Here is a 13807-nt window from a genome sequence, read left to right as displayed (position 1 = left end):
CCCCTCCCTGCCCCCCCCCCCCCCCCCCTCCCCCCCCCCCCTCCCCCCCCCCCCCCCCCCCCCCCCCCCCCCCCCCCCCCCCGAGGCCGCCTCGTGGTGTTCAGCGACCCGCGCGGACCAGGACCGAGGTCGGCACGAAGACGTCCGGCGCGCGGTCGAGCACCCCGCCCGAGGGGTCGTCGCTGCCGTCCGCGCGCACCGGGTCCCGGTCGGGGCGCAGGATGTCGCGCACCACCACCAGGCAGATGTACGCGGTGCCGAGCAGGTGCAGCAGGATCACCACGTGGTACGCGTTCTGCGACAGGCCCTTGCCGGAGAACGAGGCGATGTACATCCACACGCCGAGGAAGTACGTGACCTCGCACGCCTGCCAGATCAGGAAGTCCCGCCAGCGCGGCCGGGCCAGCACCACCAGCGGGATCAACCACAGCACGTACTGCGGCGAGTAGACCTTGTTGGTCAGCACGAACGCGGCCACGATCAGGAACGCCACCTGGGCGAACCTCGGCCGCCGCGGCGCGAACATCACCAGCGCGGCGATCGCGAGGCAGCACAGCACCAGGCTCGCCGTGACGTAGCTGTTGAGGTGCTCCAGCGGTCTGCCGTCGCGCTGCTGGATAATCAGCCAGATCGACCCGTAGTCGGCGGGCCGGTCCTGGCTGAACGTGTAGAAGAGTTTCCAGCCCTCACGGATGTACCAGTCGCGCCGCTCGTACCAATGGCCGTCGTAGACCAGCATCACCGGCAGGTTCACCACCAGCCAGGACACGATCGCCGCCGCCGCGGTCTTGGCGAACGGGATCAGCCGGCCCGAGCGCAGGCACAGCAGGAACAACGGTGCCAACAACAACACCGGATACAACTTCGCCGCGGTCGCCAGGCCGATCATCACCCCGGCGACCACGATGTTGCGCCGCGCCCACGTCCACATGGCCACCGCCGTCAGCGCGACCGCGACCAGGTCCCAGTTGATCAGCCCGTTGAGCGCCAACGCGGGCGCGCAGGCCACCATCGCCGCGTCCCAGGGCCGCCGCCCGGACGTGCCCTTGACCGCGACCACGGTCACCACCGCGCAGGCCATCATGATCAACGCGTTGATCATGACGAACCACAACTGCTCGTCCTGGAGATCGCCGTCGGTGATGTCCCCGGCCGCGCGCGCCAGGGTCCCGGCGAAGGCCATCACCCCACCGGTGATCACCGGGTACTCCAGGAACTTCATGTCCTTGTCGCCGGTCTCCTGGAAGTACGGGATCTTCCCGTCCGCGAGACCGCGATTGATGTACAGGTGCGGCATGTCGCTGTAGCACGCGTGCGAGTACTGCGTGCTGCCGGAGAACCAACCCCCGTCGTAGCAGGGCTTCTTCTGCATGATCCCGAGCGCGAAGCAGACCACCGCGAGCAGCACGAGCACCCGGACGGGGGTCCACCACCGGTTCGGCGCGAAACGAATCCGCCGCCCGGCCGGACCACCGACGAGTTCGCTGCCGGCGCGGACCACCGGATCGTCCCGAGTGGGCAGGACGGGTTCGGTCGATGTCGGCGTCATGGCGCCCATCCTCTCGCGATCCACGAGGAGGTCGCCCTCGCCGGCCGGATACGACAACGCGTGCCCCACCGCCGAAGCGATGGGGCACGCGTAAGGCTAACGCCGGTCAACCGCCCCGGCCGCCCATGATGAAGCCGTTCGAACCGCCGCGGGGGCCGCCCCCGGGCGATTCGGTGCTCGGTGGTTTGGTGCTGCTCGGCGGCTTGGTGGTGTGCCCACCACCCCCGGGATCACCCGTACTGCCCTGCGATCCACCGGGCGAGGTCGACGACGGCGGCGCCGCGGAGGTCGGCGGCGCGGTGGACGACGGCGGCGGCGTCGTGGGCGCGCGGGTGGTCGGCGGCGCGGTCGTCGGCGGCAGCGTCACCTTGTCCTTGTCCTCGAACTTCTCGCCGGGCGTGGCGAAGTCGGACGTGGGCATCCCCTGCATCGCGCTCTTCATGTACGCGGTCCACACCAGCGTGGGGACGTCACCACCGTGCACGGAGTCACGACCGCCCAGACCCTTGAGGGACAGCCGGGCGTGCGTGTTCGGGTCCTCCCGGAACAGCGCCACCGACGTGGCCAGGTTGGGCGTGTACCCCACGAACCATGCGGAGTTGTTGCCGTCGGTGGTACCGGTCTTGCCGGCCACCGGCCGGTTCAGCGCCTTCGCCGCGCGGCCGGTGCCGTCGCCGAGCGGCGGGTTGTCCACCACCCGCTGCATGACCTGGTTGACGGTGTCCGCGACGTTCTTGGGGAAGAGCTGCTTGGTCTCGCGCTTGGGCAGTTCGACCTTGGAGCCCCCGTGGGTGACTTCCTTGATCCAGTACGGATCCGCGTGCAGGCCGCGGGCCGCGAAGGTGGCGTACGCCTCGGCCATGTCCAGCGCGCTCGGCGGCGCGACACCGAGCGCCATCGTCGGGGTCGGCTCGAACGAGCCCAGGTCCGGCGGCAGACCGGCGTCGATCGCGGCCTTCTTGACCTTCTCCGGCCCGACATCGGCGGCGAGTTGGAGGAAGACGGTGTTCACCGACTTCTCCATGGCTCTGGTGATCGGGACCGGGCCGTAGTCGACGTCACCCTCGTTCGGCGCCAGATACTCCTTGCCGGACTTGTCGTCCTTGAAGATCTGACCGTTCTGCAGCTTGATCGGGATCTTGCTGTCGCCGTTGTACATGCTTTCCGGGCCGATCGGTTTCGCGTCCGCCCCGCCGTCGCGCAGCGCCGCCGCGAGCACGAACAACTTGAACGTCGAACCGGCCTGGATGTCGCGTCTGACCGCGTCGTTGTACTCCTGCTGGACGAAGTCCGGACCGCCGTAGAGGGCTACCACCGCCCCGTCGCCGGGGACCACCGAGGCCAGGCCGGTGCGGATGTAGCGGTCCGCCTCGTTCTTTTCCGGTTTCAGCTCGGAGGTCAACTGGTCCTTGACCGCCGCGACCGCCGCGTCCTGCTTGGCCTTGTCGAACGTGGTGACGATCTTGAAGCCGCCGCGCGCGAGTTCGGCCTCGGGGATCACGTTGTTGGCCTTGAGGTACTGGTCGGTCACCTTCATCAGGTATCCGGCCTGGCCGGCCTTGTTCGCGGCCGGCTTGGGCTTGATCGGCATCGGGAACTGGAGCGTGTCGCGTTCCGCCTTGGTCAGCCAGCCCTCCTTGACCATGCCGTCCAAGGCGTAGGCCCAGCGCCCCTTGACCTTCTCGATCTGACCGGGGAACTCGATCACGTCGTAGATGCCGGGCGCGTTGAGCAGGGTCGCCAGATAGGCGCCCTCGGCCACGTTCAACTCGCCGACGTTCTTGCCGTAGTAGGCCTGCGCGGCGGCCTGGATGCCGTACGCGTTGCGGCCGTAGAAGGCGGTGTTGAGGTAACCGACGAGGATGTCGTCCTTGCGCATCTGCCGGTCGACCTTGAGCGCGATGAAGATCTCGCTGAACTTGCGCTTGAAGGTGCGTTCCTGGGTCAGATAGGTGTTCTTGACGTACTGCTGGGTGATCGTGGAACCACCCTGCGTGTCACCACCCTTGACCATGGTGACCCCGGCGCGCAGCAGGCCCTTCGGCGAGACGCCCGAGTCGCTGTAGAACGACCGGTTCTCCGCCGCGATCACGGCCCGCTGTACGTGCTTGGGGATCTGGTCGACCGTCACGTTCTGCCGGTTGACCTGACCGGTCCGACCGATCTCGGTCTTCCCGTCGGCGTAGTAGTAGATGTTCGACTGATACGTCGTGTTCGCGTTCGGGTCCGGCACCTTGACCATCGCGTACGCCAGGGCCGCCAGGCCCATGATCGACGCGAGGAAGAACAGGATCATCGCCAGGATCTGCTTGAAGGACGGCAACCAGCGGCGCACGCCGGTCTTGCCGTACCTCGGGTAGTCGATGAACCGCTTCTTCCGGGGCGGACCGGCGTTGGCCCGTGATCGGCCGCCGGCCGCGGTGCCGTTGGCGGCGCGTCGACCGCCCCCGCGGGCGGCCGCTCGGGCCTCCACACGCGAGAGCGGGCGCTCCTCGTCGTCTCCTCCCGGCCCGGCGGGCAGCGACGAGCCGCCGGGCGGCGTCCCGCCCCCGGCGCCGGCCGCGCCCCCCGAATACGAGTCACCGCGCCCCTCGGGACGCGGCTGCTGTGATCTACGGCGATGTTCACTCATGCGTTCGCTACTCCTCGGCCGTACGACGCGGAGGTCGGACGCACGGGTCGTGGCTCTCCGCTCCCCAGGACGCACGCGCGAGGGGGGCGGTTCCGCAGGAAGCGGGGCTTGAGGTACCACACGGCGGAACAGACTACGCGGAACCGCTTTCGCGACCTCACTGTGACCTGCCTGTGACCCGAGTCACCGGCGGCCGCCTTGCCACCACACGGCAAGGAGACCTATCGTCTCGATGTATCGGTTCGATACATCGGGCCGGTACATCGAGCCGGGGGCACAGGAGCCCCGGCCGGACGAAGGTCGGCTGCGACCGTATCCCACGATCGCGGAGGGACCCACGTCCGGCCCGGTCAGCATGGATGGAGGAAGGCGATGAGCAGGCGCGGTGGCGTCCTCGAATTCGCGATCCTCGGCCTGCTGCACGACTCCCCCATGCACGGTTACGAACTGCGCAAGCGGCTCAACACCGTGCTCGGCTCGTTCCGTGCCATCGCCTACGGCACCCTCTACCCCTGCCTGAAGTCCCTGCTGGAACGGGGCTGGCTCGCGGAGGAGGTTCCGGAGGTGACGGCACTCGCCGGCAGCAAGCGATCCCGGATCGTCTACCAGCTGACGGCACAGGGCAAGGAGCACTTCCAAGAACTGCTGTCCGAGTCCGGGCCCTCGGCCTGGGAGGACGAGAACTTCGGCGTGCACTTCGCCTTCTTCGGTCGAACCGACCACGAGGTACGCATGCGTATCCTCGAAGGTCGGCGCAGCCGGCTCGAGGAACGCCTCGACCGGGTGCGCGGGTCGCTGACCCGGACGCGGGAGAAGCTCGACGGGTACACCCTCGAGTTGCAGCGACACGGCTTGGAGTCGGTCGAGCGCGAAGTGCGCTGGCTGAACGAGCTCATCACCGCCGAGCGGCACGCCGGAGCCACTCCGGACGCCGCCGGTCCCGAAACCCCGGTCGACGCGTCGAAGGACGCCGACCGGCTTCGGACCCCCACCCAGGACGTGGCCTCGGACCCGTCCGCATCCAACAACTGAGGTCGCCGGTTCATGGCGGCTTCGTCGAGATCACAGGGAGCAACCGGAATGGGTTCGGTTCGCGTAGCCATCGTCGGCGTGGGCAACTGCGCCGCTTCGCTGGTGCAGGGCGTCGAGTACTACAAGGACGCCGACCCGAACAGCCGCGTCCCCGGCCTGATGCACGTGCAGTTCGGCGAGTATCACGTGCGTGACGTCGAGTTCGTGGCCGCTTTCGATGTGGACGCCAAGAAGGTCGGCTTCGACCTTACGGACGCCATCGGTGCCAGCGAGAACAACACGATCAAGATCTGCGACGTGCCGCCGTCGGGCGTCACCGTGCAGCGTGGGCACACCCTGGACGGTCTCGGCAAGTACTACCGCGAGACCATCGAGGAGTCGACCGAGGCCCCCGTCGACGTGGTCAAGGTCCTCAAGGACCAGGCCGTCGACGTCCTCGTCTGCTACCTCCCGGTGGGCTCCGAGGACGCGGCGAAGTTCTACGCCCAGTGCGCCATCGACGCCAAGGTCGCGTTCGTCAACGCTCTCCCGGTCTTCATCGCCGGGACCAAGGAGTGGGCGGACAAGTTCACCGAGGCGGGCGTGCCGATCGTCGGCGACGACATCAAGTCGCAGGTGGGCGCCACGATCACGCACCGCGTGATGGCGAAGCTCTTCGAGGACCGCGGTGTCCTGCTCGAGCGCACCATGCAGCTCAACGTCGGCGGCAACATGGACTTCAAGAACATGCTCGAGCGCGAGCGCCTGGAGTCGAAGAAGATCTCCAAGACGCAGTCCGTCACCTCGCAGGTCGACCGTGACCTCGGCGCGGACAACGTGCACATCGGCCCGTCGGACTACGTCGCGTGGCTCGACGACCGCAAGTGGGCGTACGTGCGCCTCGAGGGTCGCGCCTTCGGTGACGTTCCGCTGAACCTGGAGTACAAGCTCGAGGTCTGGGACTCGCCGAACTCGGCCGGTGTCATCATCGACGCCGTCCGTGCCGCGAAGATCGCCAAGGACCGCGGCGTCGGTGGCCCGATCCTGTCGGCGTCCTCGTACTTCATGAAGTCGCCGCCGGTGCAGTACTTCGACGACGAGGCCCGCAACGCGGTCGAGTCCTTCATCAAGGGCGACATCGAGCGCTGACCCACCTCACTCGGCCGATCCGGCCGGGTGACCTCGGGTTGATCGAAGGCCCGGCTCCCGCCCAGGAGCCGGGCCTTCGGCGTGCCCGGGTCCGATCGGTGCCGGTCTCCGGTCCGCGTGCCGGGGCCGGCTACGGTGGGCGCCGTGGCCCTCATCCGTGATCTGCGCTCGTTGCTGAAGCTGCGCGACTTCCGTCGGCTCTTCGCCACCCGACTGACCTCGCAGCTCTCCGACGGGGCGTTCCAGGTGGCCATCGCGGGCCAGGCGTTCTTCTCGCCGGAGAAGCAGACCTCGGCGGCCGACATCGCGACCGCGTTCGCGGTCCTGCTGCTGCCCTATTCGCTGGTCGGACCCTTCACCGGGGTGCTGCTCGACCGGTGGCGGCGGCGCCAGGTGCTGGTGCTGTGCAACCTGCTGCGGGCGGCGCTGGTGACGGTGACCGCGGGCCTGGTGCTGCTCGGGGTGCCCGACCCGATCTTCTACGCCGCCGCGCTGGTAGTGCTCTCGGTGAACCGGTTCGTGCTCGCCGGGCTGTCCGCGTCGCTGCCGCGCGTGGTGCCGGCCGAGCGGCTGGTGACCGCGAACTCGGTGTCGCCCACGGCCGGCACGGTCGCGGCGGCGGTCGGCGGCGGGTCGGCGCTGCTGGTTCACGCGTTCCTGGCCGAGGGCTCCGGGGCGACCGCGCTGGTGATCGTGGTGTCAGGGGTGTTGTACCTGGGCTCGGCGGCGGTCGCGGCGACGATGCCGGCCGATCTGCTCGGGCCCGATCCCGATCGGGTGTTGCCCGGCGCGGGGGAGGCGCTGCGCTCGGTGGCCCGCGGGCTGCGCGAGGGGGCGGTGCACGTGTGGCGGCGTCGGGCGCCGGCGCACGCGTTGGCCGCGATCACCGCGATGCGGTTCTGCTACGGCGTGCTGACCGTGATGACCGTGTTGCTCTGCCGCAACACGTTCAACGATCCGGCGGACACCGACGCAGGGCTGGCCACCTTCGGAGTCACGGTGAGCGTCTCCGCGCTCGGCTTCTTCGTCGCGGCCGTGGCCACGCCCGCGATCACCACCCGGATCGGCGTCGCGGCCTGGATCGGCACCTGCGCGCTCGCGGGGGCGGTCTGCCAGACCGCGCTCGGCCTGCCCTTCGTGTTCGCGCCGATGGTGGTGGGCGCCTTCCTGCTCGGGGTGACCTCGCAGGGCGCCAAGATCGGCGTCGACACGATCGTGCAGACCACCGTCGACGACGCGTATCGGGGTCGGGTGTTCTCCGTATACGACGTGCTCTTCAACGTCGCGTTCGTGGGCGCCGCCGCCGTCGCGGCGCTGGGGCTGCCCGACGACGGCCGGTCCCCGGCGGTGCTGCTCGGGGTGGCCGGGGTGTACGCGCTGACCGGCGCCCTGTACACGCTGGCAGCGCGTCGCCACCCTCCGGTGATCGTGCAGACCGTCCCGGCGGACGACCGCCGGCCATAATATCCCTTTTGATGCCGATCGCGGCTTATTTCACCCGGCGGTATCCCCAGGAAATTACCTGCGGGTAGTGCATTACCGAGGCCGAGGTTCTAACCTGCACATCCAGCGACTTTCGGCACCTCTGGAGATACTCCATGTCCAATAACGCCGGTTCGGGTGAAAACGATCCTTTGCCGTACATACCGGCGTGGACCGAGAACACCCCGCCGCACGGGCTCCCGCTTCCTCCGCAGGAAGCGTCGATGCCGCATGCGCCCGTCGTACGCCGGGCACCGGTCGACGGGCGCGCGGCGCGCCGCGAGGCGGCCCGGCCGGCCCGGCGTGGGCGCGGGGTGCTGGTCGCGGTGCTGGCCGTGCTGCTGGTGGGCGGTACCGCCGCCGGGGGCTGGTGGTACGTGCAGAAGGAGGATGACGGGCCGCGCATCCACGAGGGCGACTGTCTGCGGGACAAGACCGGGATCGACCAGGACCCGGTGCGCTGCGAGGACTCCGCGGCCCGGTTCATCGTGGTCGAGCGTGTGCAGGGCACCACGTTCGCGGGCGTCTGCGACTCGGTACCGGGGGACCCCATCGCGTTGACCTCGGATCCCACCGTGGAGAGCTTCGTGTTGTGTCTCGCCGAGCGGAAATGACGCATCGCTCCTGCGATTAGCTCTTTATGCCCGTTATTCCGCTCACATTCGACCGGGACAAGGGGAATCCCCGCTGCGGGTGTCCGGCCGGAGCCCTAGTGTTCCGGACTGTCTCACCAGTCCCCTGCAACGGAGATCGTCCCCATGTCCAATCCCTTCCCGCCCGACCCCAACGGTCCCCAGCAGCCGAACCAGGGCTGGAACCAGCAGCCGGGTCAGCCGCAGCAGCCCCAGCAGGGTTGGGGGCAGCAGCCGGGCCAACCGCCGCAGGGTGGCTTCCCGCCGGGCGGCTACCCCCAGGGCGGTCAGCCGGGCTTCTACGGCGGCCCGCCGCCGCCCCCGCCGCGCAAGAGCAAGGCCAAGTGGATCGTCATCGGCGTTGTCGTCCTGGTGGTGGCGGTCATCGGCGCGGTAGTCGGCACCGGCGTGTTCAACAAGGACGCCGTCGACAAGGCGAATGTCGGCGACTGCATCACCGGCACCAAGAACAAGAGCCCGAAGGTGGTCTCCTGCTCCAAGTCGGACGCCGCGTTCAAGGTCGTCGCCAAGTTCACCGACACCTCGGACACCGAGAAGTGCAACACCGAGGAGATCGCCCGCAAGGGCTCGGTGCTCGGCCTCTACCGCAAGGGCTCCGACAAGGGCCTGCTGTGCGTGACGGTCACCGACCACACCACCCCGGAGTCGTTCTCGGGCGTGCCCGGTGCCAGCACGACGTTCACCCCCTCCGTCATCGCGCAGATCCAGAAGATCATGGCCGACGGCAAGGTCAGCGACGAGGAGCTCGAGGAGCTGGGCGGGAGCTGAGGCAGCCCCCGCCCGAATCCGGTGGTGGCCCGCTCACGCGCTCCCGTGGGCGGCCCACCACTCCCGAAGCGCCGCGACCGCCGTGTCGTGGTCCATCGGGCCGTGTTCGAGCCGCATCTCCAGCATGTGCCGGTAGGCCTTGCCCACCAGCGGGCCCGGCGGCACGTCCAGCAGTCGCATGATCGCGTTGCCGTCCAGGTCCGGCCGGATCGAGTCCAGCTCCTCCTGCTCGGCGAGCTGCGCGATCCGCTCCTCCAGCGAGTCGTAGGCGCGCGCGAGCGTGGCCGCCTTGCGCTTGTTGCGGGTCGTGCAGTCCGAGCGGGTCAGCTTGTGCAGCCGCTCCAGCAGCGGCCCCGCGTCCCGCACGTAGCGGCGCACCGCCGAGTCGGTCCACTCTCCCGTGCCGTAGCCGTGGAAGCGCAGGTGCAGTTCGACCAGGCGCGTGATGTCGTCCGTGACGTCCTTCGGGTACTTCAGCGCCTTGAGCCGCTTGCGCGTCATGTGCGCGCCGACCATCTCGTGATGGTGGAACGAGACCCGGCCGTCCGGCTCGAAGCGCCGCGTGCGCGGCTTCCCGATGTCGTGCAGCAGCGCGGCCAGCCGCAGGATCAGGTCCGGCTCGCCCGGCGCCTCCAGCGCCATCGCCTGCTCGAGCACGGTGAGCGTGTGCTCGTACACGTCCTTGTGCCGGTGGTGTTCGTCCACCTCCAGGCGCAGCGTGGGCAGCTCGGGCAACACCCGCGCGGCCAGCCCCGTGGAGACCAGCAGTTCCAGGCCCTTGCGCGGGTGGTCGGAGCAGATCAGCTTGTTGAGCTCGTCCCGCACCCGCTCGGCGGAGACGATGTCGATCCGCTCGGCCATGTCCGTCATCGCCGCGACCACCTCGGGCGCGACCTCGAAGTCGAGCTGCGCGGCGAAGCGCGCGGCCCGCATCATCCGCAGCGGGTCGTCGCCGAAGGACGCCTCGGGCGTGCCCGGCGTGCGCAGCACCCGCGCGGCCAGGTCCTCCAGCCCGCCGTGCGGGTCGACGAAGGTGATCCCGGGCAGTGCGACCGCCATCGCGTTGACCGTGAAGTCTCGGCGGACCAGGTCGTCGTCGATCGAGTCGCCGTAGGAGACCTCGGGCTTGCGCGAGGCGCGGTCGTAGGCCTCGGAGCGGTAGGTGGTGATCTCGATCTGGTAGTCCGGCGAGTCCGCGAGCTTCTTGCGGCAACCGACCGTGCCGAACGCGATCCCCACGTCCCACACCGCGTCCGCCCACGGGCGCACGATCGCCAGCACCTGTTCGGGGCGGGCGTCGGTGGTGAAGTCGAGGTCGTTGCCGAGCCGGCCGAGCAGGGCGTCCCGCACCGAGCCGCCGACCAGCGCGAGCGTGTGCCCGGCCGCCTCGAAGCGACGGGCGAGGTCGTCGGCGACGGGGGCGACGCGCAACAGTTCGGTGACGGCGCGGCGCTGTACGGCGCTCAGTTCGCCGGTGGCCGGCGGGTCGTCCGGGTGGGGTGTGTTCTTGGCGTTCGGCACGGGAGACAAGGTTACGGGTCGAGGCCGCGGGTCTCGCGCGCATTACGCCGCAGCCGAGGCCGCGAGCGGGCCGCGCGATGGAGTGATCATGGCGTTATGGCGTGGCGCATGTCGCACTAAGCTTGGCGGATGCCTTCCGAGACCACGCCGCCGCGCCGTCGGCTGCAGGTGGTCGAGGAGACCTCGGCGGGTGGTCTGGTGGTCGATCGACTCACGTTGCGCGCGGCGTTGATCGCGCGCCGGGACCGACGCGGCCGGCTGTTGTGGTCGTTGCCCAAGGGGCACATCGAGAACGGCGAGAGTGTGGTCGACGCCGCGTTGCGCGAGGTCGAGGAGGAGACCGGCATCGTGGGTCGGGTGCTGGCCCCGCTCGGGGTGATCGACTATTGGTTCACCGCGCCGGACCGGCGGGTGCACAAGACCGTCCACCACTACCTCATGGAGGCGGCGGGCGGGGATCTGTCGGACGACGACATCGAGGTCGAAGCGGTGGCTTGGGTTCCGCTCGGCGCGCTCTCCGCGCGTCTCGCCTACCCCGACGAGCGGCGATTGGTCACGCTCGCCCCGGAACTGTTGGCGGACAGCGCGTGAGCGATGGACGGTTCCGATCCGGGACCCCGACGAACGTGCCCCGCGGCCGGCCGGCCGCCATCCTGATACTGATCCTGGCGCTCGCCGCCGGGCTGTTGTCGATGATGCCGCCGAACATCGCGCGCGCCGCCGACGGCGACGGGATCCAGGTCCTGATCACCAGGATGACGCCGGTGGCCAAGGCCGGCGGCACCATCACCATCGAGGGTCAGGTGCTGAACTCCGGCACCAAGACGATCGACTCGGCCGAGGTCGCGGTCCGGCTCCGCACCTCCGAACCGCTCTTCCGCAGCGGCATCAGCTCGGCCGAGGACGCCCAGTCGGGCGGCACCCTGCTGCGCGATCCCAAGCCGGTGACGCTGCGCAACCTGGCACCGGGCACGGCCCAACCGTGGACGTTCACCTTCCGCGCCGACCCGCTCGGCCTGGTCGAGGCCGGCGCCTATCCGCTCGCGATCGAGGCCAGGGCCGGCGGCAAGACGATCGGCGCGGCCCGCACCTTCCTGCCGTGGATCCCCAAGAACGGCCTCAAGGACGTCAAGAGCATGCGGATCGGCATGGTCTGGCCGCTGGTCGATCGGCCGCACCGGGACGGCACCACGCTCGGCGACGAGGCCCAGACGCCGGTCTTTCGCGACGACGACCTGGCCGCGTTGTTCGCGCCGGGCGGGCGGCTGTACGACCTGGTGAACATCGGCACCGGGATGAAGGTCGACTGGGTCGTCGACCCCGAGCTGCTGGACTCCGCCACCCGGATGGCCGGCGGCTATCGGGTCGCGCCGCCGGGCAGCCTGGATCCGGACAAGCCGAAGAAGTCCCGGGACGGCAAGGCCCCGAGCGACGAGGACACCGCCAAGGCGACGCCGAACCAGATCGAGAACACGCTCGCGGGCGGCGGCGGCCAGGTCGCCGCCGGATGGCTGGATCGGCTCAAGACCGGCATCGGCGCCCAGCCGGTGATCGCCCTGCCCTACGCCGACCCCGACCTGGCCGCCGTCGCGCACGCGCTGGACGCGGGCAAGGCGGACCTGCGCCCGCAACTGAGCGAGGCCCAGGCCGAAGCCGCCACCGTCATGCAGCGCACGTTCGCCCGCCCGGTACGCAACGACGTGGCGTGGCCCGCCGGCGGCGCGCTGGACCCCTCGATCGTCGACCTCGCGATCGGGAACGGCGCGAGCACCGTGCTCACCTCCGGGGCGAGCCTGCCGCCGACCAAGGAACTCAACGTCACCCCCCTGGCGACCGCGGCCCTGCCGGGAGCCGACAAGGGCACCGCGCTGGTCACCGACCCGGACATCGACAAGACCCTGACCGCGGACACCAGGGCGCCGGGACAGAGCGTGCTGACCACCCAGCAGTTGCTGGCCGAGCTGCTGACCATCGCGCTCCAGGAGCCCACCCTCAAGCCCGCCCGCAGCCTGCTGATCGCCCCGCCGCGCACCATGGACGCCTCGCTGGCCGGCGTGCTCAAGGACGTCATGAACGCCTCGGTCGACTGGACCCACGGCGCCACCCTGGCCGAGCTCGCCGCCGAGCCCGCCCCGCTGCCCGCGCGCAAGCTCGCCGGCTACCCCAAGGACGTCCGCGCCGGCGAGCCGTCCGAGCAGTACATCGCCGAGACCGACAACCTGGTCCGGTCGATGCAGACCTTCGCCTCGATCCTGACCCGGCCCGAGCGGGTCACCGGCCCGTTCAACCCCGCGCTGCTGCGCCTGCTGTCGACCCAGTGGCGCGGCGACCCCCGGGGGGCGGACCGCTATCGACTCGGCGTCACCCGCGGCCTGCGCGAACTCGAATCACTCGTCTACATCATCCGCAGAACCGGTGTGACGCTCTCCGGCGAGGAGGGCAATATCCCGGTCACCGTGGTGAACAACCTCCAGCAGCCGGTCACCGTACGGATCGCGGCCGTCTCGCATCAGCCCAACCGGCTCAAGCTGGGCGACGCGACCACCGTGACGGTGCCCGACGGGCGCCGCCGGGAGGTGCCGATCTCGGCGAAGTCGGCCGCGAACGGCAAGGTCATGGTCGACGTCCAGTTGCTCACCCCGGACGGGCGAGCGGTCAAAACGCCCGAGTCGTTCTTCGTCAACACGACCACGATCGACGCGCTGACCCGCTGGATCATCGGCGGCCTCGCCTTCCTGCTCGCGGTCTTCTCGCTCCGCGCGTTCCTGCGCAAACGTCGGGAAGCGGCCCTTGCCCCGGACACGAACGGCGAGGATGGTGAGGACCGCGACGACGCGCCGTCGGATCCCGACTCTTTCGACGACACCGAAAACGACCGGAACGAACCGACCTCCGGGTGGCCGCCACTCCATCCCGTGGCACCCCACGCCGGCGGAAACGGACCGCCCGATCCGGCCGACCCGCGCGGACACACACCGTCGAGATCCACGACCGACCGCCCCGAATGAGAAAGTGGGCACCGGACACTCAACCTGACCGAGA

General features: G+C 69.8%; 10 protein-coding genes. 7 read left to right on the top strand and 3 right to left on the bottom strand.

The features are described from left to right. Nucleotides 1-100: 100 nt before the first annotated feature. Together ACZ4FV_RS07875 and ACZ4FV_RS07870 are read right to left on the bottom strand one after the other, a co-directional pair. On the bottom strand, nt 101-1549 hold the full coding sequence (locus tag ACZ4FV_RS07875; protein ID WP_465322151.1) for a glycosyltransferase family 87 protein: 1449 nt from the start codon (nt 1547-1549) through the stop codon (nt 101-103). A gap of 106 nt (nt 1550-1655) precedes the next feature. Then, nucleotides 1656-4181: a transglycosylase domain-containing protein gene (locus ACZ4FV_RS07870; protein ID WP_465322150.1), complete on the bottom strand. Its 2526-nt coding sequence runs from the start codon at nt 4179-4181 to the stop codon at nt 1656-1658. Nucleotides 4182-4553: 372 nt separating this feature from the next. Between ACZ4FV_RS07870 and ACZ4FV_RS07865 the strand changes: the two genes are divergently transcribed. The 5 genes from ACZ4FV_RS07865 to ACZ4FV_RS07845 all read left to right on the top strand — a co-directional run bounded on the left by ACZ4FV_RS07865 (nt 4554) and on the right by ACZ4FV_RS07845 (nt 9244). Continuing rightward, nucleotides 4554-5213 (top strand): PadR family transcriptional regulator, encoded by a 660-nt coding sequence (locus ACZ4FV_RS07865; RefSeq protein WP_395867789.1) that lies wholly within the window; start codon nt 4554-4556, stop codon nt 5211-5213. Nucleotides 5214-5261: 48 nt separating this feature from the next. Continuing rightward, nucleotides 5262-6341 carry an inositol-3-phosphate synthase gene (locus tag ACZ4FV_RS07860; RefSeq protein WP_395867788.1) on the top strand — a complete coding sequence of 360 codons (1080 nt, stop codon included), beginning with the start codon at nt 5262-5264 and terminating at the stop codon, nt 6339-6341. Between the two features lie 144 nt (nt 6342-6485). Then, a complete protein-coding gene (locus ACZ4FV_RS07855; RefSeq protein WP_402234819.1) occupies nt 6486-7805 on the top strand; it encodes an MFS transporter in 1320 nt (439 codons plus the stop codon). A 242-nt stretch (nt 7806-8047) separates the two neighbouring features. Next, entirely contained in the window at nt 8048-8437 is a 390-nt protein-coding gene (locus tag ACZ4FV_RS07850) for an LppU/SCO3897 family protein (RefSeq protein ID WP_395867784.1), read from the top strand. Nucleotides 8438-8581: 144 nt separating this feature from the next. After that, complete coding sequence (locus ACZ4FV_RS07845) at nt 8582-9244, top strand: LppU/SCO3897 family protein (RefSeq protein ID WP_402234816.1); 663 nt, start codon at nt 8582-8584, stop codon at nt 9242-9244. Between the two features lie 33 nt (nt 9245-9277). On the opposite strand, the gene ACZ4FV_RS07840 is transcribed toward ACZ4FV_RS07845, so the two are convergent. Continuing rightward, the gene (locus tag ACZ4FV_RS07840; RefSeq protein ID WP_395867780.1) at nt 9278-10765 is read right to left on the bottom strand and encodes a CCA tRNA nucleotidyltransferase; all 1488 of its coding nucleotides are present in this window, start codon (nt 10763-10765) and stop codon (nt 9278-9280) included. Nucleotides 10766-10894: 129 nt separating this feature from the next. Between ACZ4FV_RS07840 and ACZ4FV_RS07835 the strand changes: the two genes are divergently transcribed. Both ACZ4FV_RS07835 and ACZ4FV_RS07830 read left to right on the top strand, forming a co-directional pair. Next, nucleotides 10895-11356, top strand: coding sequence for an NUDIX hydrolase (locus ACZ4FV_RS07835; protein WP_395867777.1), 462 nt, complete (start codon nt 10895-10897; stop codon nt 11354-11356). Between the two features lie 35 nt (nt 11357-11391). After that, nucleotides 11392-13773, top strand: coding sequence for a DUF6049 family protein (locus tag ACZ4FV_RS07830; protein ID WP_465322148.1), 2382 nt, complete (start codon nt 11392-11394; stop codon nt 13771-13773). Nucleotides 13774-13807 lie beyond the last annotated feature (34 nt).

Source organism: Embleya sp. NPDC025285 (assembly GCF_055558835.1).
This window is presented reverse-complemented; position numbering and strand designations above follow the sequence as displayed.